The 19,504-nt window shown below is 60.9% G+C and carries 18 protein-coding genes; 8 read left to right on the forward strand and 10 right to left on the reverse strand.

Features of this window, described 5'->3' with window-relative positions; genetic code table 11:
- Positions 1-176: 176 nt before the first annotated feature.
- Positions 177-1,460 carry a dicarboxylate/amino acid:cation symporter gene (locus PG887_RS18620; protein ID WP_270822541.1) on the forward strand — a complete coding sequence of 428 codons (1,284 nt, stop codon included), beginning with the start codon at positions 177-179 and terminating at the stop codon, positions 1,458-1,460.
- A 79-nt stretch (positions 1,461-1,539) separates the two neighbouring features.
- Here PG887_RS18620 and grcA read toward each other — a convergent pair whose 3' ends face one another.
- The gene (gene grcA, locus PG887_RS18625) at positions 1,540-1,920 is read right to left on the reverse strand and encodes an autonomous glycyl radical cofactor GrcA (RefSeq protein WP_010673855.1); all 381 of its coding nucleotides are present in this window, start codon (positions 1,918-1,920) and stop codon (positions 1,540-1,542) included.
- A 613-nt stretch (positions 1,921-2,533) separates the two neighbouring features.
- On the opposite strand from grcA, the gene ung reads away from it, so the two are divergent.
- Together ung and PG887_RS18635 are read left to right on the forward strand one after the other, a co-directional pair.
- Entirely contained in the window at positions 2,534-3,214 is a 681-nt protein-coding gene (gene ung, locus PG887_RS18630) for a uracil-DNA glycosylase (protein ID WP_010673856.1), read from the forward strand.
- Positions 3,215-3,374: 160 nt separating this feature from the next.
- Positions 3,375-3,920, forward strand: coding sequence for a hemerythrin domain-containing protein (locus tag PG887_RS18635; RefSeq protein WP_010673857.1), 546 nt, complete (start codon positions 3,375-3,377; stop codon positions 3,918-3,920).
- A 93-nt stretch (positions 3,921-4,013) separates the two neighbouring features.
- Here PG887_RS18635 and PG887_RS18640 read toward each other — a convergent pair whose 3' ends face one another.
- Positions 4,014-4,193, reverse strand: coding sequence for a DUF3545 family protein (locus PG887_RS18640; RefSeq protein WP_010673858.1), 180 nt, complete (start codon positions 4,191-4,193; stop codon positions 4,014-4,016).
- Between the two features lie 180 nt (positions 4,194-4,373).
- On the reverse strand, positions 4,374-5,324 hold the full coding sequence (tal, locus tag PG887_RS18645) for a transaldolase (protein WP_010673859.1): 951 nt from the start codon (positions 5,322-5,324) through the stop codon (positions 4,374-4,376).
- 724 nt (positions 5,325-6,048) lie between these two features.
- Between tal and PG887_RS18650 the strand changes: the two genes are divergently transcribed.
- From PG887_RS18650 to yidZ, 4 genes are all read left to right on the forward strand, one after another.
- On the forward strand, positions 6,049-7,479 hold the full coding sequence (locus PG887_RS18650) for an alanine/glycine:cation symporter family protein (protein ID WP_042880806.1): 1,431 nt from the start codon (positions 6,049-6,051) through the stop codon (positions 7,477-7,479).
- A 179-nt stretch (positions 7,480-7,658) separates the two neighbouring features.
- The gene (gene blaMOX / locus PG887_RS18655; protein ID WP_200164171.1) at positions 7,659-8,810 is read left to right on the forward strand and encodes a CMY-1/MOX family class C beta-lactamase; all 1,152 of its coding nucleotides are present in this window, start codon (positions 7,659-7,661) and stop codon (positions 8,808-8,810) included.
- A gap of 292 nt (positions 8,811-9,102) precedes the next feature.
- Positions 9,103-10,269 (forward strand): MdtL family multidrug efflux MFS transporter, encoded by a 1,167-nt coding sequence (locus tag PG887_RS18660; protein ID WP_201921768.1) that lies wholly within the window; start codon positions 9,103-9,105, stop codon positions 10,267-10,269.
- Between the two features lie 10 nt (positions 10,270-10,279).
- Positions 10,280-11,320 carry an HTH-type transcriptional regulator YidZ gene (gene yidZ / locus PG887_RS18665; RefSeq protein ID WP_270822549.1) on the forward strand — a complete coding sequence of 347 codons (1,041 nt, stop codon included), beginning with the start codon at positions 10,280-10,282 and terminating at the stop codon, positions 11,318-11,320.
- On the opposite strand, the gene ruvX is transcribed toward yidZ, so the two are convergent.
- The 7 genes from ruvX to metK form a co-directional block, all read right to left on the reverse strand.
- Complete coding sequence (gene ruvX / locus PG887_RS18670; protein ID WP_010673863.1) at positions 11,317-11,739, reverse strand: Holliday junction resolvase RuvX; 423 nt, start codon at positions 11,737-11,739, stop codon at positions 11,317-11,319. The two genes, yidZ and ruvX, sit on opposite strands and share 4 nt — an antisense overlap.
- Positions 11,740-11,822: 83 nt before the next feature.
- Complete coding sequence (locus tag PG887_RS18675; RefSeq protein WP_010673864.1) at positions 11,823-12,377, reverse strand: YqgE/AlgH family protein; 555 nt, start codon at positions 12,375-12,377, stop codon at positions 11,823-11,825.
- Between the two features lie 154 nt (positions 12,378-12,531).
- Entirely contained in the window at positions 12,532-13,482 is a 951-nt protein-coding gene (gene gshB / locus PG887_RS18680) for a glutathione synthase (RefSeq protein ID WP_104452499.1), read from the reverse strand.
- A 123-nt stretch (positions 13,483-13,605) separates the two neighbouring features.
- Positions 13,606-14,337 (reverse strand): 16S rRNA (uracil(1498)-N(3))-methyltransferase, encoded by a 732-nt coding sequence (gene rsmE, locus PG887_RS18685; RefSeq protein ID WP_052816450.1) that lies wholly within the window; start codon positions 14,335-14,337, stop codon positions 13,606-13,608.
- 129 nt (positions 14,338-14,466) lie between these two features.
- Entirely contained in the window at positions 14,467-15,159 is a 693-nt protein-coding gene (locus PG887_RS18690; protein ID WP_039040144.1) for an endonuclease, read from the reverse strand.
- A gap of 73 nt (positions 15,160-15,232) precedes the next feature.
- Positions 15,233-15,772 (reverse strand): SprT family zinc-dependent metalloprotease, encoded by a 540-nt coding sequence (locus PG887_RS18695; RefSeq protein ID WP_124244350.1) that lies wholly within the window; start codon positions 15,770-15,772, stop codon positions 15,233-15,235.
- A 68-nt stretch (positions 15,773-15,840) separates the two neighbouring features.
- Positions 15,841-16,992 carry a methionine adenosyltransferase gene (gene metK, locus PG887_RS18700; protein WP_010673869.1) on the reverse strand — a complete coding sequence of 384 codons (1,152 nt, stop codon included), beginning with the start codon at positions 16,990-16,992 and terminating at the stop codon, positions 15,841-15,843.
- A gap of 340 nt (positions 16,993-17,332) precedes the next feature.
- On the opposite strand from metK, the gene tkt reads away from it, so the two are divergent.
- A complete protein-coding gene (gene tkt / locus PG887_RS18705) occupies positions 17,333-19,324 on the forward strand; it encodes a transketolase (RefSeq protein WP_104455515.1) in 1,992 nt (663 codons plus the stop codon).
- The last annotated feature ends 180 nt before the right edge of the window (positions 19,325-19,504 follow it).

Raw genomic sequence — 19,504 nt, forward strand, 5'->3', positions numbered from 1 at the left:
GGGGCATGCAGTCGTGGCAAGCCCTCCGATGCCATATCGGCTCTTGAAGCTGGCTGAGGGTCATGGGTAATCAGGAAAAGGTATGAAGCGGGTGAGATAACCCTATTTCTCGCCGCAGACTGCTGCATGCGTTATTTGCTGTCAGTGGAGTCACACTTATTAACAGGACGTTGAGCATGCACAAGAAAATTGTCAGTAGCCTCTATTTTCAGGTGATATTGGCAATCACCATCGGAATATGTCTGGGACATGTCTATCCGAGTCTGGGCGCAGATATGAAACCCCTTGGTGATGGCTTCGTTAAATTAATCAAGATGATCATCGCCCCCGTCATTTTCTGTACCGTGGTCACCGGCATTGCCGGCATGGAAAGCATGAAGGCGGTGGGCAAAACCGGTGCCATTGCGCTGATCTATTTTGAAGTGGTGAGCACCCTGGCCCTGATCATCGGTCTGTGCGTGGTCAACGTGCTGCAGCCAGGGGCCGGTATGAATGTGGATCCCTCCTCACTCGACGCCAGCGCCATCTCCGTCTATGCGGATCAGGCCCAGTCCCAGGGGATAATTCCCTTCCTGCTGGATGTGATACCGGCCAGCGTCATCGGTGCCTTTGCCGGCGGCAATATACTCCAGGTGTTGCTGTTTGCCGTCCTGTTCGGATTTTCCCTGCATCATATCGGGAAGAAGGGAAAACCCATCTTCAATATCATCGATGGTTTCTCTCAGGTTATTTTCGGCATCATCAACATGATCATGAAGCTGGCGCCGATCGGGGCATTTGGTGCCATGGCATTCACCATAGGGAAATACGGTATTGGTTCTTTGGTGCAGCTGGGGCAATTAATTGCTAGCTTCTATCTGACCTGCCTGCTGTTTATTTTTCTGGTGCTCGGCAGTATCGCCAAAGCCAATGGCTTCAGCATTGTGCGCTTTATTGCCTATATCCGGGAAGAGCTGTTGATCGTGCTCGGAACATCCTCGTCGGAATCCGTATTGTCGCGCATGCTGGTGAAAATGGAGGCGCTGGGCTGCAAGAAATCGGTGGTGGGTCTGGTGATCCCGACCGGTTACTCCTTCAACCTGGACGGCACCTCCATCTATCTGACCATGGCCGCCGTCTTCATCGCCCAGGCGACCAACACCCCGCTGGACCTGTTCCATCAGCTCACCCTGCTGGTGGTGCTGCTTATCTCCTCCAAGGGGGCGGCCGGAGTCACGGGGAGTGGCTTCATCGTGCTGGCAGCCACCATCTCGGCGGTAGGGCATCTGCCGCTGGCCGGGCTGGCGCTGATCCTCGGGATTGATCGCTTCATGTCGGAGGCGCACGCCCTGACCAACCTCATCGGCAACGGGGTGGCGACCCTGGTGGTGGCCCGTTACTGCGATCAGCTCGACGAGGCCACCATGCAGGACGCCCTGGCGAAACCCGTGGTGGCAAGGCCGGTGGACCTGCGAAGCTGAACCAGGTTCCGGCGGTGATAATCACCCATGAAAAAACGGCCCGAGGGGGCCGTTTTTTTATCTCTTTACGCAGGGTGCCTTACAGGCTCTGGGTGAAGGTGCGGGTTACCACGTCACGCTGCTGCTCCGGGGTCAGGGCGTTGAAACGCACGGCGTAACCGGAGACGCGGATGGTGAGCTGCGGGTATTTTTCCGGGTTGGCGATGGCGTCTTCCAGGGTTTCGCGGCGCAGTACGTTGACGTTCAGGTGCTGACCCCCTTCGACCACAGGCTCTTGCTGAACCGGCAGTTCACGGTATTCGAATTGACCCAGGTCGGAGAGGCTGACTTCCTGATCGGCGGCAAAGCTGTCGCCCTTGGCGCAGATGCAGCGAGCCTGTTGTTTCTCTTCGTCCAGCAGCCAGAAAGAGTTCAGCAGAGCGGCGTTGGCGGACTGGGTGATTTGGATGCCCTTGATCATGGTATGACTCCTCATAGGAAAGCGGATTCAACGGTAAGCACATTACCCTGATGTTTTTAAACCACCTCTTGGAAGGAATGATTTAACGGGGCCTTGCCTTACACCTTTACTTCGTTGGGGCCATATATACCACGACGGTAATATTACGAAAATTGATCCAAATCAATAAAGCTCCATTTTGCGTGCATTGAAAGGGATTAAATCATTGAGTTGAATCAAAAACAGATCATTTTTCTGTTTTTGTAAGATATATGAATTATGCATTTTTTATTATTCATATCTAGTAATTTAACTACACCTTTAGGGTTTATTTCTGGTGTCAGCGAAAACCGGCCTGCCCATGAGGCCTGTCCGAGGATGCCCTGTTATTCCTGTGTCGACGCAGCACCGGTCATTGCCCGTGAACGCCGCCGCCACTTCCCAGGCTGGCAAGGCTGAGCCTGACCTCCATGCGGTTGCGTCTTGGGGGCGAGGACCCTATCCTGAGCCCCTTGCTCTATTGACCGAGGAGATAGCGGTGCCAAGCTGGACAGAAGGCGGGGAGTGGGGAGAGGGAGAGGCTGGCATGCCAGCCAGGATGGAAGGAGTGGATTCGCAACGAGAGGAGACGGGTGTGCTGACCTGGAAAGATGTGATTGGTTCGGAGAAAGAGCAGGCGTATTTCATGGACACCCTGGCCACCGTCAGGGCCGAGCGGGAGGCGGGCAAGGTGATCTATCCCCCGGCGACCGAGGTATTCAATGCCTTCAAACTGACCGAGCTGGATGACGTCAAGGTGGTGATTCTGGGGCAGGATCCCTATCACGGCCCGGACCAGGCGCACGGCCTCTGTTTCTCCGTCTTGCCCGGAGTGCGCACGCCGCCGTCCCTCGTCAACATCTACAAGGAGATGCAGCGGGATCTGCCGGGTTTTGTCACACCCAATCACGGATTCCTGGAATCCTGGGCCAGACAGGGAGTGCTGCTGCTCAATACGGTGCTGACGGTCCAGGCGGGCATGGCGCACTCTCACGCCCACCTGGGGTGGGAGACCTTTACCGATCGGGTCATCGAGCGGATCAATGCCCATTGCCAGGGAGTCGTCTTCCTGCTGTGGGGCGCTCATGCCCAGAAGAAAGGGCGCTTCATCGACCGGTCGCGCCACCATGTGCTGAGCGCCCCCCATCCCAGCCCGCTCTCTGCCCATCGCGGTTTCATCGGTTGCGGCCACTTCTCCGAGGCCAATCGCCTGCTGGTCCAGCAAGGACGCAGTCCCATCGACTGGCTCTCGGTCTGCGCCGATCCGGCGGCCTGACGCCGTGCATGCACAGGGGAAATGGTGTCCCCTGTGCCTCCTGTGGTGAGAGACTGGTGCAGCCGCTGTCTGCATCCGACTTGATTGAGTGCAAAGTTCAGGCAATAAATGACCGTATACTCGAGACAGACGTTTTCTCATTTCAGTGCAAGGAGTGCCCATGTTATCCAGTCTGCATAAGGACCACCTCAACATCACCCGGTTGCTGACGCTGCTCAAGCAAAAGCTGGCGGCCATTCGCAATGAGCAGCCGGTCAGCTACTTCCTGCTGCGGGATGTGGTGGATTATCTGCGCGAGGTATCTGACAAGTACCACCACCCGAAGGAAGACATGATTTATGACTACTACCTGAAATACAGGGTGGTGGAGGGGGAAGTGGCCAACCGGCTGCACGAGGAGCACGCCCGTCTGCTGGATGCAGGGACCGAGCTCAAGGAGATGGTGGAGATGATCCTGATGGATGCGGTCATCCCGCTGGATCAGTTCGTGGCCTGTCTGGAGCAGTTCATCGAGCAGCAGGAGGCGCACATGAACTATGAGGAAGGGGTCATCTTCCCCCATCTGCGCGACTCCCTGACCGAGGATGACTGGCGTCATCTCGAACAGCTCTGGCAGAACCGGGCCATCAATGATCCCCTGTTCGGGGCGGAGGTGAGCCAGCACTTCCAGGCGCTGGCCAAACAGCTCTCGCTGCCTGCAGCCTGACAGGATCACCCATAAAAACAGCGCCCCGGTCAATCCGGGGCGCTGTTTTTATGGCTCCACTCGCTGGAGTGAAACATGGGCGACGTGGGCGTATCAGAGCTCCAGGTCGTCCGATCCTTCATAGGCGATGTCGATGGCCTGCAGCTCCTTTTGCAGGCGGTGCTTGTCTTTAAGCGCCTCAATCTCACGCCATTTGCGTTTTTTTCCCGTTGTCCCGCGGCTACGTGAACCCAGCTCAACGACCTCGTCAAAATCGAAGTTGAACATGTCCATGGCTCCCTCCTTGGTTTTATGGTTTTCACCATCCGTATAACACGACGCCTTTGAAAATAAAACGTTTTTATGACGAAGTTGTGACAACCGGAAACAGGCACAAAAAAACCGGGCTGCCCTTTCGGGAGCCCGGTTTTTGCAGCGCCACTTCGCTCTGTGAGAGCCGTGTGGCGAGCGGCCTTACAGGTGGCTTGCCAGCATGGTTTCCAGCTTGCCCTGGTCGATGGCGAACAGGCGGATGCCTTCCCCCAGCTTCTCGACGGCCATGGCGTCCTGGTTCAGCTCCCAGCGGAATTCGGCTTCGGTCATCGGGGCCGGTTTGGCTGTGCGCTCGCCGGTGTAGTCCAGTTTGCGCACCACGGTGCCTTCGGCCTTGCTCAGCTCTTCCAGCAAAGCGGGGCCAATGGTCAGGCGGTCGCAGCCGGCCAGTTCCAGGATTTCGCCGGTGTTGCGGAAGCTCGCGCCCATGACCACGGTCGGGTAGTCGTGCTGCTTGTAGTAGTTGTAGATGGCGGTGACGGAGACCACGCCCGGATCTTCACTGGCGGTGTAGTCACGGCCGTTCTTGGCCTTGTACCAGTCGAGGATGCGGCCCACGAAGGGGGAGATGAGGAAGGCACCGGCTTCGGCACAGGCACGAGCCTGGGCGAAGGAGAACAGCAGGGTCAGGTTGCACTGGATACCCTCTTTCTCCAGCACCTCGGCGGCACGGATCCCTTCCCAGGTGGAGGCCAGCTTGATCAGGATGCGATCATTGCTGATGCCGGCTTCGTTGTAGAGGCGGATCAGCTTGCGGGCCTTGGCGATGCTGGCGTCGGTGTCGAAGGAGAGGCGGGCGTCCACTTCGGTGGAGATGCGGCCCGGGACGATTTTCAGCACTTCGAGGCCGATGTTGACCGCCAGCTTGTCGCCTGCGTCGATGATTTGCTGTGCCTTGTCCTGGCTCTGGGATTTGGCCCAGGCAATGGCGTCCTGGATCAGGGCTGCGTACTCGGGGATCTCGGAGGCCTTGAGTACCAGAGAGGGGTTGGTGGTGGCATCGATGGGCTGGTAGCGCTTGATGGCTTCGATGTCGCCGGTATCGGCAACCACTGTGGTCAGGGCTTTCAGCTGGGTCAATTTATCGGCCATGGCAAATATCATCTCTTTATGAGGGAGCAATCCCAGGGTGGTGGGCATGAGACGGCAGTTCTGAAATTAAATTACAAGATCCCGGCGGCTCAGGCTCAGAAAGGGGCGATGGGCAGGCCCCATCGTCATTGCCTGCCTAATTAATACGGATGTGGCGCATCCTGCAATAGGGGGGCTTGTATGCGAATCAGCCAGGTGGTGAAAGCGGTACCGGCTGTCGAGTGAAAGTGTTTGATAAAAAACGAGTTTTATTCATGGTGTGGCGGCTGGCTCCGACATGGAAAAGCGCAATTATTTTGGTGGATTCATGAATTTGTGCGGGAGGTCACATAAATAGTTCTGTCAGCTACTTGAAATTTAATTACGTGTAAAACGTTTTGCGTTACAACCCCTTGCCGATGAGGCATGAGAGGCAAACGCTTGTCTCCCTGATGTCGTTTCGCTCAGCGGTTTTTACCCCCATGGGATGAGTTGTAAAATGGTTCTCTATTGGCTCTAATTTGTGAGGGGCTGGGTTGCACATCAATTTTTGTTGATTTATTGCGTGCTAAATGAAGCTTTTTTGCATCAAATTGCTCGTTTTTTGTCTCCCCAGTGAGCCCTGTCACTATTCTGAATTCCCTCGCTATGCTAGATTCCGCCCCTTCGGCGCAATGCTGGTTCGGAAATTGACAGAGAGCGGTCAGCGCAGACTGGCCATGGATGTGATAACAACGAGAGAATTATGGACACCTTGATTGCAATGATTAACGACCTGATGTGGGGAGCCGTGCTCATTTACCTGCTGATCGGGGTCGGTATCTTCTTTACCTTCCGCCTGGGCTTTATCCAGATCCGCCACTTCGGCCACATGTTCTCGGTCCTGCGCAACAGTCGCAAATCCGACAGCGCCGGCATCTCCTCCTTCCAGGCTCTGTGTACCAGCCTGGCGGCCCGTGTTGGGACGGGCAATCTGGCCGGTGTGGCCGTCGCCATCTATCTGGGTGGCCCTGGCGCCGTCTTCTGGATGTGGCTGATCGCCTTCATCGGCATGGCCACCGCCTTCGTGGAGAGCACCCTGGCCCAGCTCTACAAGGTCAAGGATGAGGATGGCAACTACCGCGGCGGCCCCGCCTACTACATGGAGCGCGGCCTCGGCATGCGCTGGATGGGGGTGGTCTTCTCCCTCTGCCTGCTGCTGGCCTTCGGTCTGGTGTTCAACGCGGTGCAGGCCAACTCCATCAGCCTGGCCATGAACGTCGCCTTCGGCATCCCTGACTGGGTGAGCGGTCTGGCCCTGGTGGTGCTCTCCGGTCTCATCATCTTCGGCGGCATTCGTGGCATCGCCCGCTTTGCCGAGCTGGTGGTGCCCTTCATGGCACTGGCCTACATCCTGATGGCGCTGTTCGTGGTGTTCATGAACATCAGCGAGCTGCCGAGTATCTTCGCCCTCATCATCAAGTCTGCGTTCGGCATCGAGCAGGCAGGTTCCGGCGCCATGGGCTATGCCATCTCCCAGGCGATGATCAACGGCATCAAGCGCGGCCTCTTCTCCAACGAGGCGGGCATGGGCTCTGCCCCCAATGCTGCCGCCACCGCCACCCCCTATCCGCCGCACCCGGCCTCCCAGGGCTATGTGCAGATGCTTGGGGTCTTCCTCGATACCATCGTCATCTGTACCTGTACTGCCGCCATCATCCTGATGTCCGGCCAGTTCGAGCCGGGTTCCGGCGTGACCGGTGTCGAGCTGACCCAGCGCGCGCTCTCCTCCCAGGTGGGCGGCGGTGGCAACATCTTCATCGCAGCGGCCATCTTCTTCTTCGCCTTCACCTCCATCGTGGCGAACTACTCCTATGCGGAGACCAACCTGGTGTTCCTCGAGCACAACCACAAGGGTGGCCTGATGCTGTTCCGGATGTTCGTGCTGGGCATGGTGATGTTCGGCTCCGTGGGCGAACTGCCGACCGTGTGGGCTCTGGCGGATGTCTCCATGGGGCTGATGGCCATCGTCAACCTGGTGGCCATCCTGCTGCTCTCCGGCGTCGCCATCAAGCTGGCCAAGGACTACAACGACCAGCTCAAGGTGGGCCGCGTGCCGACCTTCGATGCCAACAAATACCCGGAGCTGCGCAGCCAGCTGGAAGAGGGGATCTGGGACAACCCGGGCAAGAAATAAGCCCGCGTTGCAAGGTGATTGAAGGGGAGCCATGGCTCCCCTTTTTCATGGGTAAAAAGAGGGGGCGGCTTCACACAGACTTCACAGAGCCTCATCGGCAGCACACCTCGCGGGAATATGCTGGGCTCATCAATCGCCGCCATGGCGATACCTTGCTAACGACAGTCAGGAGACATGCAATGCAACAACGACAATCCATCCTGTGGGGCGCTCTGGCCACCCTGATGTGGGCCGGTCTGGCTCATGCCGGTGACAAGGCGGTGACCGATCCCCTGCGCCCCGTGGTGGATGCCAGCATCCGGCCGCTACTCAAGGAGCACAGGATCCCGGGCATGGCGGTGGCCGTGCTCAAGGATGGCAAGGCCCACTATTTCAACTACGGTGTGGCCGATCGGGAGCGCGCAGTCGGTGTCAGCGAGCAGACCCTGTTCGAGATAGGCTCCGTGAGCAAGACCCTGACCGCGACGCTGGGGGCCTATGCCGTGGTGCAGGGGAGCTTCGAGCTCGATGACAAGGCGAGTCTGTTCGCCCCCTGGCTCAAGGGATCCGCCTTTGACAACATCACCATGGGGGAGCTGGCTACCTACAGCGCGGGCGGCTTGCCGCTGCAATTTCCCGAGGAGGTGGATTCGCTCGAGAAGATGCAGGCCTACTACCGCCAGTGGACCCCAGCCTACTCGCCGGGTTCCCATCGCCAGTACGCCAACCCCAGCATCGGGCTCTTTGGCTATCTGGCGGCGAGCAGCATGAAGCAGCCGTTCGATCGCCTGATGGAGCAGACGATCCTGCCGGGGCTTGGCCTGTACCATACCTACCTCAATGTGCCCGAGCAGGCCATGGGGCACTACGCCTACGGCTACTCGAAGGAGGACAAGCCCATCCGCGTCACTCCCGGCATGCTGGCGGACGAGGCCTACGGCATCAAGACCAGCTCGGCGGATCTGCTGCGCTTTGTGAAGGCCAGCATCAGCGGGGTGGATAATGCGGCCATGCAGCAGGCCATCGATCTGACTCACCAGGGCCAGTATGCGGTGGGGGAGATGACCCAGGGACTGGGCTGGGAGCGTTACGCCTATCCCGTCAGCGAGCAGACGCTGCTGGCGGGCAACTCCCCGGCGATGATTTACAATGCCAACCCGGCGGCGCCCGCGCCCGCTGCAACAGGGCACCCTGTGCTCTTCAACAAGACCGGCTCGACCAACGGCTTCGGGGCCTATGTGGCCTTCGTGCCGGCCAAAGGGATCGGCGTCGTCATGCTGGCCAATCGCAACTACCCCAACGAGGCGCGCATCAAGGCGGCCCACGCCATCTTGACGCAACTGGCCAGGTAATGGAGCGCCTTCGCTGAGCCTTGAGGGCACGCCGCATCGCCGCGTGCCCGTTACTTCGGACCCAACCCCTCAAGGGCGACCTGGCAGGGGGCGGGTCGATGAGCATGCTAGTCCGGACCTCTCCTGCGGGAGATGTCCGAATTGGCATCCACCGAGTGCCATCTCGTCACTAGGCCCCGGCAGGCCGCCCGCTCTATAGTGCCCGGCATCTTCCTCTGCTTTTGCAGGATTGAGTTGTCAATCTCGCTGACAGCGCACCTGTGATGGTGAAACCTGCTGCTATGGAGCCTTCATGGGTATGTTTCTGCTGTGTACTTTTCTGATGATCATCCTCTATCCCCTCGGGATCGATCTCTATCTGGTGGCCGTGCCCCGCATTGCGCAAACCCTGCAGGGGAGCGAGGCGCAGATCCACACCGCTTTTTCCATCTATCTGCTGGGCATGGCGGCTACCGTGCTGCCGGGGGGCATGCTGGCGGATCGCCATGGCAGGCGCCCCGTGGTGCTGGGGGGCGCCCTCATCTTCGTGGTCGCCTCCCTGGTGGCGGCGGAGGCGACCGGCATCGCCCAGTTTTATCTGGGGCGTTTCTGGCAAGGGGTGGGCGCTGGAGCGCTCTACATCATGACCTTCACCGTGCTGCGGGATGTGCTGAGCCAGGCGCGCCTCGCGATGGCTCTCTCCCTCATCAACGGCGTGATCTGCGTCATTCCGGTGCTGGCTCCCGTACTCGGTTATCTCATCCTGTCGCACTTCGAGTGGCGCGGCATCTTCATGGGCATGGCGCTGGTGGCCGCCATCAGTGCCCTGGTCAACCTGCGACTGCTCAAGGAGACCCGCCCCGCCCGCCAGCCTGCGGGGGCATCGCCGCTGGCCCTGCTGGGCACGGCCCCCTTCATGCAGCGCGCCTTGCTGACCAGTGCCAGCGTGACCGCCATCCTGGTCTATGTGAGCGTCTCGCCCCTCGTCCTGATGACCACGTTCGGCCTGCCTCCCGAGCAGTACACCCGGCTGATGATGGCGATGGCCGGGGTGAGCATGTCCGCTTCCTTCCTGACCCCCTTGCTGCTGCGCTGGCTCGGCAAGGCAAGGGTGCTGGCGCTCTCCCATCTCGCCTACCTGCTGGCCTTGCTCGCCCTGTTGTGCAGCAGCGGGCCCGAAGGCGGCCTGTCCTGGCTGCTGGCGGGGTGTGCCCTGGTCTGCATCGGGTTTTCCTGCGGGTTCGGGGTGGCGATGGGGGAGGCGCTGGATGTGTGCGGGGATCAGGTGGCATCGGCCAGTGCCCTGCTCTGCATCATGCAGATAGGGTTGTCCGGGCTCTTCATCTGGGGGATGGGCCATCTGGGGATGCCTGCGCTCTGGATGCTGATCCTGGCACTCCTGCTGGCGCTGCTCGGTTACCTGGTGGTGAAGGTGCTGCTACCATGGCGTGCGATCCGGCGAGTCCGGGCTCGGGGATAGGAGATACGCGATGCGCAATCTGGGTGAACTCGATTTGAACCTGCTGGTGGTCTTCAGGCACCTGATGCAGGAGCGCAGCGTGGCGGGGGCGGCCAAGAAGCTGTGTGTCACCCCGTCGGCGGTGAGCAAGGCGCTCGGCAAGCTGCGGGACTGGTTCGGGGATCCCCTCTTCGTGCGCGTGCGCCAGGGCTTGCAGCCGACCAACCTCTCCCTGACCCTGGCAGAGGAGCTCAAGACCTGGTTCCAGCTCACCGAGAGCATCAGCACCCTCAACCGCGAGGCGATCCCCGAGGGGGCCCGCTTCAGTCTGGTGATGGAGTCCCCCTTCGGCATCAGCTTCCTGAGCGAGCTGCCCACGACCATCTACCAGAAGTACCCCCATTCCGTGGTCAGGATGTTGGGCTGTGATCACCACTCCCTCAACGACATCGTCAACGGGGAGGCGGACCTCGGCTTCTGCGCCCGGGAGACCCACGGCCGCTCCCATGCCAGGGTCAACCGGCTGCCCTATTACATCGATCACGAGGTGCTGTTCTGCGATCGTCCCGTGGTGTTCCTGCGCAAGGATCACCCCTTGCTCGGGCAGACGTGGTCGCTGACCCGCTTTCTGGCCTGCCCCCAGGTGAGCGTGGTGTGGGAGGCCAGCGACAGCTGGGCACTGGATGATCTGCTGGAGGACGAAGGCCACAGGCGGCAGGTGCCCATCATGGTGGCGAGCTTCGAGCAGGCGCTGCACATCGCCGCCCAAAAGAGCCACGAGCTGATCGCCGTGGTGCCCTCATATTGCGCGGACTATGCAGCCAGACATCACCCCGACCTCATCCCCATGCCGTTGCCGCTGGAAGAGTCCCTCTATGCCCAGCTGGAGATCGCCTTCATCCTGCTGTGGCACAAGCGCCACAATCAGGATGCCAAGGTGATGTGGTTGCGGGGGGAGATCCGGCGGCTCTATGGCCTGGCCGCGGCGGGGATGACGCGTTTTGCCTGGGGCGGGCCTATGGAGAGCGGGGCGGCGAAAGAGAAGCAAGGGGGAGGAGGCACCCCGGTTTAGTCGTACTGCTCTTCCATCCAGGCTTCGACGATGAGCTGGGCGGAGACGCCGTCCACGCTCCCCTTGTCCAGCGCCTTGTAGCCGCCACGTTCAAACAGGCGGGCGCGGGCATCCGTGGTGGTGAGCCGCTCGTCCTTGAACTCCACCGGCTTGCCGAAGCGGCCGTGCAGGCGATTGCCGAACTTGCGAGCTCGCACCGTGATTTCCTGGTCCGTGCCATCCATGTTGAGGGGCAGACCGACGATCAGCAGATCCGGTTGCCACTCCTTGATCAGCTTCTCTATCTCGTCCCAGTTGGGGATGCCGTCGTTGGCCTTGAGGGAGCGAAGGGGGCGGGCGCTGCCCGTGAGCTCCTGGCCGATGGCGACACCGATGCTCTTGGTGCCGTAGTCAAAGCCCATGATGCTGCGTGATGACATGGGGTCTCCTCGAAATGGATGGATAAATGAAGGGGGAAGCCCCCTCCCTGTCTCCCCCTGCTTGTGGGGGGAGGGCCGGGGTGTCAGCTATGGCCCACCTGGCTGGAGAGGTGCAGGGGGTTGACCCCAATGCTCGCGGCGGCTTGCTGCCAGCGCAGGTGGATGGGGGTATCGAAGACCAGCTTGGGATTGGGGGGGATCACCAGCCAGGCGCCATCCACCAGCTCCTGCTCGAGCTGGCCTGCACTCCAGCCGGCGTAACCGAGCGCCACCAGCCAGTGGTCCGGCGCCTCGTCGGTGCCCAGGGTCTCCAGGATGTCCTTGGAGGTGGTGACCATCATCTCGTCGCTCACCTGCAGGGTGGAGTTGAAGCCCGGGCGGAAGCTGTGCAGCACGAAGCCGCGATCCCCGTGCACCGGGCCCCCCTGCAACACCGGCTGTTTCATCTCGGCGGTGGCGGGGGGATTGAGGTTGAGCTTGGTCAGCATGGCGTCCAGGGACATGTCGACCGGAATGTTGACCACCAGTCCCATGGCGCCTTCGCTGCTGTGTTCGCACAGATAGACCAGGGAGCGCTGGAAATAGGCGTCCGTGAGGCTCGGCATGGCGAGCAGAAAGTGATTTTGCAGTGTTTGCATGGAGCGTATGTATCTCTTAGCGTGCAAAGGTATTTGGGGTGATTATGGCAGTTGATGGCGGCGGGCAAAACCGCTTTTTGCCGGCAGTCAAAGGGGCCTTCACGGCCCCTTGTGTGTGTTTCCTCGCTGCGGCAACGGGTCGCTGGGGAAGGGGTCAGCGGCCCAGTCGGCGCTCGATGGCGTCCATCAGCATGCCGGTAATGGAGACGTCGAAGGCCGCCTCAATCTCGCGGATGCAGGTCGGGCTGGTGACGTTAATCTCGGTCAGGCGATCGCCGATGATGTCGAGGCCGACGAAGATGAGCCCCTTCTCTTTCAGGGTCGGGCCCACCGCGCGGGCGATGGCCCAGTCCGCTTCGCTCAGGGGGCGGGCCTCACCACGGCCACCGGCCGCCAGGTTGCCACGGGTCTCACCCTGGGCCGGGATCCGGGCCAGGCAGTAAGGTACCGGCTCGCCGTCCACCACCAGCACCCGCTTGTCGCCATCCTTGATGGCGGGCAGATAGGTCTGCGCCATGCAGTACTGGCTGCCGTGAGAGGTTAATGTCTCGATGATGACACCGACGTTGGCGTCATCCTCCTTCATGCGGAAGATGGAGGCGCCGCCCATGCCGTCGAGCGGCTTGAGGATGACGTCCTTGTGCTTGGCGTGGAAAGCCCGCAGCTTGTCGGCTCTGCGAGTGACGAGCGTGGTCGGGGTGTGCTCGGCAAACCAGGCAGTGTAGAGCTTCTCGTTGGCGTCGCGCAGGCTCTGGGGCTTATTGACGATGAGGCAACCCTCATCCTCGGCCCGCTCCAGCATGTAGGTGGCGTAGATGAACTCGGTGTCGAAGGGGGGATCCTTGCGCATCAGGATCACATCCAGGCTGGAGAGCGGCTGATCCACCACCTCGCCGAGGCTATACCAGTCGGCATAGTCATATTTGACGGTGAGCGGACGCATGGTGCCGAAGGCGCGACCGGCCTCCATGTAGAGATCCTTCATCTCCAGATAGAACAGCTCGTAGCCGCGCTTTTGCGCCTCTTCGAGCATGGCGAAGCTGGAGTCCTTCTTGATGTTGATGGCCGAGATGGGGTCCATCACGATGCCGAGTTTAATGGTCATCCGAGTTTCCTTCCTAATGGCTCGATTGGATGTGATGACCCCCTCCCTGCCTCCCCCTTCACAAGGGGGAGGGGCCTGTTGCTCCCTCCCCTGCGAAGGGGAGGGCTGGGGTGGGGTCGGCTGTCAGGCCAGATCGCCGAAGCGGCATTGCAGCGCAGTAATCGCCGTCAGGGCGGCGGTTTCGGTACGCAGCACCCGTGGCCCCAGCAGCATCTCCTTGAAATCTTCCTGCACGGTACGGGCGATCTCGTCGCTGGACAAGCCCCCTTCCGGGCCGATCAGCAGGCGCACGCCGTGCTCGGGGATGGGCAGGGTGTTGATGCTGTAAGGGGCGCGCGGGTGCAGGTTGAGCTTGAGCTCCTGAGTCTCTTCCGCCAGCCAGGCGTCCAGCTCCATCGGCATGCGCACCTCGGGCACGGTATTGCGACCGCACTGCTCGCAGGCACTGATCACCACTTTTTGCCACTGCTCGCGTTTTTTCTCCAGCCGATCGGCGGGCAGCTTGACGCCGCAGCGCTCGGAGAAGAGGGGCGTGATGCAGGTGACGCCGAGCTCCACGGATTTCTGGATGGTGAAGTCCATCTTGTCGCCGCGGCTGATCACCTGACCCAGGTGGATGGCCAGCGGTGACTCCACCGAGCGGGTCTCGCAACTGTCGATGGTCACCTCAACGGACTTCTTGCCCACACTGGTGATGGTGGCGGGGTACTGGTGGCCGTCGCCGTTGAACAGCTCGAGCTGCTGGCCCGGCTGCATGCGCAGCACGCGGCCGATGTGATTGGCACCGTCTTCCGACAGGGCGAGGGTCTGGCCCACCTGCAGGCTGGCCGGTTCATAGATACGTGGAATGCGCATGGCTGATAGTCAGTCTCTTGCTTGGAAACCCTTCAATACCCTACTGCACGGCGGCGAGCAAGGCTCGCGAGACAGAGAGTGAAGGGATTCAGGAGGAGGGGGACGCTCCCCCTCCCTGGTCAAATGGGGTTACTGGCACTGCTTTTCAATGAAGGGATTGGTATTGCCCTGCAGCTTGCCGATACGGCGGTTGCGCTCGCACTCCCAGCGATCAGCCGGATACTGCCTGTCCCAGGCTTCGTAAAGCTTGCGCTGCTGGGCTGCCAGACGCAGTCCGTACTGCTGGCTCATGTAGAGGTAGGCGCGTGCGATCTGGCCACGCACCGGCCCCTTGGGCGGCTGCACCTGGCGCTCCTTGAAGTCCACCAGCATCTGGCACTTGCCGTACTGGTTCGGTTTGCCGTTCCAGTCGCTGAAGCGGAAGTTCGCCCGATCGCCGTTCACCTCGCCGATGGCGGGGAAGAGGTTGTGCATGTCTCCCTCCATCCTGTTGAACTCGTCGCTCTTGCCGCAATTCTTGCGACCCCCGTCCTGCCAGCACTGGAGCTGGTGGCCGAACTCCCAGGCGGGCACCACGTGCTCCCATTCGATGCGGGAGGCCCGCTCGGCTTGCTTGCGCGGCAGGTAGCCGCAGCTCTCCCAGTCGGGGGCCATCTTCTTGCCGCTGAACTTGATGTTGCAGCCGCAGTAGAAGGTGACGGGGTGGCTCTGGTAGAGCTTGTTCAGATCCTGCTTGGCGGCGCGAAAGGTCTGGATGTTGTCGGCATGGGCCGGGGCGCTGACCAGCAGGGCCAGGCAGAGGGAGAGCAGAGGGCGAAACATGAATATCCTTGGCAATGAGACAGTTGAATGAAGTAAGCGCGCACCCTATCACAGGAGCGCGACACGGGGTGACTCAATCCGCCGTCGTGTCGCGCTGCCACACCAGGGGCTGGCGACAGCGGCGGCAGTGATAGCGGGCCTCGCCGCGTATCACCTTGTTGTGGCGGCGCACGGAGAGGGGATGCTGCTGGCAGGCGCAGGCATACACGAAGGTGCGCTGGGCCAGCACCCCCAGATCGAAGCTGTGGGTGGTGCTGGGTTCGAGGCCGAACAGCTCCCGCATCACCGACTGCCACTGGCGGCCATGGGGCAGTACCCGGCTCTTGCCGCGCCCCTCTCCCCAGAGCGCATAGACCAGCAGGTGCGCCACCTCGTGGGGCACCACTTCCCTGAGAAACGCCTGCTGATTGGCCTGATAGAGCGCCGGATTGAAACGCAGCTCCCAGGTTTGCAGCCGAGCAGACCCTGCCGCCCGGCCCCGCATGTTGCAATGGACTTGCGGGCGGGGAAAGGTGCGGCCAAGGCGCGTTTCGGCCTGCACAAAGCAGGCCTCGACACGCGCGAGCAGCGTCTCGATGAGGGCGGGGTCAAGCCGGGTGGCAGTGGCAGGCATGGGATCCTCGGGACAGGACACTAAAGCAAAAGGGGAGCCAGGCTCCCCTTTTATCACAACCTCGAGCCTTACAGGCCAGCGGCAGCGCGCAGCAGCTCGGCCTTGTCGGTCTTCTCCCAGGGGAACTCGTCGCGGCCGAAGTGGCCGTAAGCGGCGGTTGCCTGGTAGATCGGGCGCTTCAGATCCAGCATCTCGATGAGGCCATAGGGGCGCAGCTCGAAGAACTCGCGCACCAGCTTGACCAGCAGGGCTTCGGCCACCTTGCCGGTGCCGAAGGTTTCGACGCTGATGGAGGTGGGCTCGGCCACGCCGATGGCGTAGGAGACCTGCACTTCACAGCGATCCGCGAGACCTGCGGCCACGATGTTCTTGGCCACGTAGCGGGCGGCGTAGGCGGCGGAGCGGTCCACCTTGGACGGATCCTTGCCGGAGAAGGCGCCACCACCGTGACGGGCCATGCCGCCGTAGGTGTCAACGATGATCTTGCGACCGGTCAGACCGCAGTCACCCATGGGGCCGCCGATGACGAAACGACCGGTCGGGTTGATGAAGTACTTGGTGTCCTTGTTGATCCACTCGGCGGGCAGCACCGGCTTGATGATCTCTTCGCGCACCGCTTCCACCAGATCGCTGTGGCTGATGGAGTCGCAATGCTGGGTGGAGAGCACCACGGCATCGACACCCAGGATCTTGCCTGCGTCGTCGTAGGCGAAGGTCAGCTGGCTCTTGGCGTCCGGACGCAGCCACGGCAGGGTGCCGTTCTTGCGCACTTCTGCCTGACGCTTCACCAGCAGGTGGGAGTAGGTGATGGGCGCGGGCATCAGCACGTCGGTTTCGTTGGTGGCGTAGCCGAACATCAGGCCCTGGTCACCGGCACCTTGCTCCAGCGGGTCGGTACGGTCGACGCCCTGGTTGATGTCCGGAGACTGTTTGCCGATGGCGTTCAGCACGGCGCAGGAGTCGGCGTCGAAGCCCATGTCGGAGTGGGTGTAACCAATCTCGCGCACGGTGTCGCGCACGATCTGTTCGATGTCGACCCAGGCAGAGGTGGTCACTTCGCCGGCTACCATCACCATGCCGGTCTTGACCAGGGTTTCGCAGGCGACGCGCGCCTTGGTGTCCTGCTGCAGGATGGCGTCCAGCACCGCATCGGAGATCTGGTCGGCGATTTTATCGGGATGGCCTTCGGAGACCGACTCGGAAGTAAACAGCTTTGCCATGTTTGGTTCTCGATTCGTAAGGGTTATCGCCTTGGCCATAACCGGATAATGACAGGATGACTGTAGAGGTATCTACATCTGGACGTCTATTTTAAATAGGTCATCCGGTGATTGCCAGCACTATTTGGGGGTGGAGCCGCCCGGGGCGGGATGGGGAAGGGATCCACCTCCATGGAGGTAAGGCAGGGGGCGGATTGAATCGTTTTCCCCGCCCAGAAAAGCGATTGTGCTCCCAAAGCCACTTTATTCGCCCAGATAATATTTGCACGCCGCGCCCCCTGCTGGGACAATAACGCGCCTTAATCTTGGCCATCAAATGAAGCAATCGCAGGAGATACAGATGCCTTCTCGTAAAGAGCTTGCCAATGCCATTCGTGCATTGAGTATGGATGCCGTTCAAAAAGCCAACTCCGGTCACCCGGGCGCCCCCATGGGAATGGCGGATATCGCTGAAGTGCTGTGGCGCAGCCACCTCAAACACAACCCGAACAACCCCAAGTGGGCCGACCGCGACCGTTTCATTCTCTCCAACGGCCACGGCTCCATGCTGCTGTACTCCCTGCTGCACCTCTCCGGTTATGACCTCTCCATCGACGATCTGAAAAACTTCCGCCAACTGCACTCTCGCACCCCGGGTCACCCGGAGTACGGTTATGCGCCGGGCGTTGAAACCACCACCGGCCCGCTGGGTCAGGGCATCACCAACGCCGTGGGCATGGCGATCGCCGAGAAGGCCATGGCCGAGCAGTTCAACCAGCCGGGTCACGACATCGTCGACCACTACACCTACGCCTTCATGGGCGATGGCTGCCTGATGGAAGGTATCTCCCACGAAGCCTGCTCCCTGGCCGGCACCCTGGGCCTGGGCAAGCTGATCGCGTTCTGGGATGACAACGGCATCTCCATCGACGGTCACGTAGAAGGCTGGTTCACCGACGACACTCCCAAGCGCTTCGAAGCCTACGGCTGGCACGTCATCCCGGCCGTTGACGGTCATAACCCGGAAGCCATCAACGCCGCCATCGAAGCCGCCAAGGCCGAGACCGGCAAGCCGACCCTGATCTGCTGCCGCACCATCATCGGCTACGGTTCCCCGAACAAGTCCGGCTCCCACGACTGCCACGGCGCACCGCTGGGCAACGACGAGATCGCCGCCGCCCGTGCCTTCCTGAAGTGGGACCACGCGCCGTTCGTCATCCCGTCCGACATCGCCGCCGAGTGGAACGGTCAGGAGAAGGGCGCCAAGCTCGAATCCGACTGGGCTGCCAAGTTCGCCGCCTATGAAGCCGCTCACCCGGCCCTGGCTGCCGAGTTCAAGCGCCGCTCCGCTGGCGAGCTGCCGGCCAACTGGGCTGCTGAATCCGCCAAGATCATCGAAACCCTGCAGGCCAACCCGGCCAAGATCGCGACCCGTAAAGCGTCCCAGAACTCCCTGGAAGCCTTCGGCAAGCTGCTGCCGGAATTCATGGGCGGCTCCGCGGATCTCGCGCCGTCCAACCTGACCATGTGGTCCGGCTCCAAGTCCCTGACTCCCGAGAGCGCCGCAGGCAACTACATCCACTACGGCGTGCGCGAGTTCGGCATGTCCGCCATCATGAACGGCATCGCCCTGCACGGTGGTTTCATCCCCTACGGCGCCACCTTCCTGATGTTCATGGAGTACGCCCGCAACGCCCTGCGCATGGCCGCCCTGATGAAGCAGCGCGCCATCTTCGTCTATACCCACGACTCCATCGGTCTGGGTGAAGATGGTCCGACTCACCAGCCGGTGGAGCAGATCGCCTCCCTGCGTCTGACCCCGAACATGAGCACCTGGCGCCCGTGTGACCAGGTAGAGTCCGCCATCGCCTGGAAACACGCCATCGAGCGTACCGACGGCCCGACCTCCCTGATCTTCTCCCGTCAGAACCTGGCCCAGATGGACCGCACCGCCCAGCAACTGGCCGATGCCGCCAAGGGTGGTTACGTGCTGAAGGATTGCGCCGGTACCCCGGAGCTGATCCTGATCGCCACCGGTTCTGAAGTGGAGCTGGCCGTGGCTGCCTATGAGCAGCTGACTGCCAAGGGCCGTGCCGTGCGCGTGGTCTCCATCCCGTCTACCGACGTGTTCGACGCTCAATCTGCCGAGTACAAAGAGTCCGTCCTGCCGGCCGCCGTCACCAAGCGTGTGGCCATCGAAGCCGGCATCGCCGACTACTGGTACAAGTACGTGGGCTTTGGCGGCAAGATCATCGGCATGCGCACCTTCGGTGAGTCTGCCCCGGCCGAGCTGCTGTTCAAGGAATTCGGCTTTACCGTGGAAAATGTGGTGGCGACCGCTGAATCCCTGTAATCGCTGATTGCTTTGTATAGAACTGAAAAGCGCCTCCCTCGGGAGGCGCTTTTTTTATTGAAATTTATAAATATCATTTATGGATATAAGTAAATAATATTGATAGGGAAGGTGCGAATAAGCGGGGAAATTCTTCTCGGCTGACTCAGTCATTTCATTTCTTCATGTTTGAGCCGATTT

Origin of the sequence: Aeromonas sp. QDB14 (genome assembly GCF_027707845.1) — a bacterium.
Taxonomy (GTDB): domain Bacteria; phylum Pseudomonadota; class Gammaproteobacteria; order Enterobacterales; family Aeromonadaceae; genus Aeromonas; species Aeromonas caviae.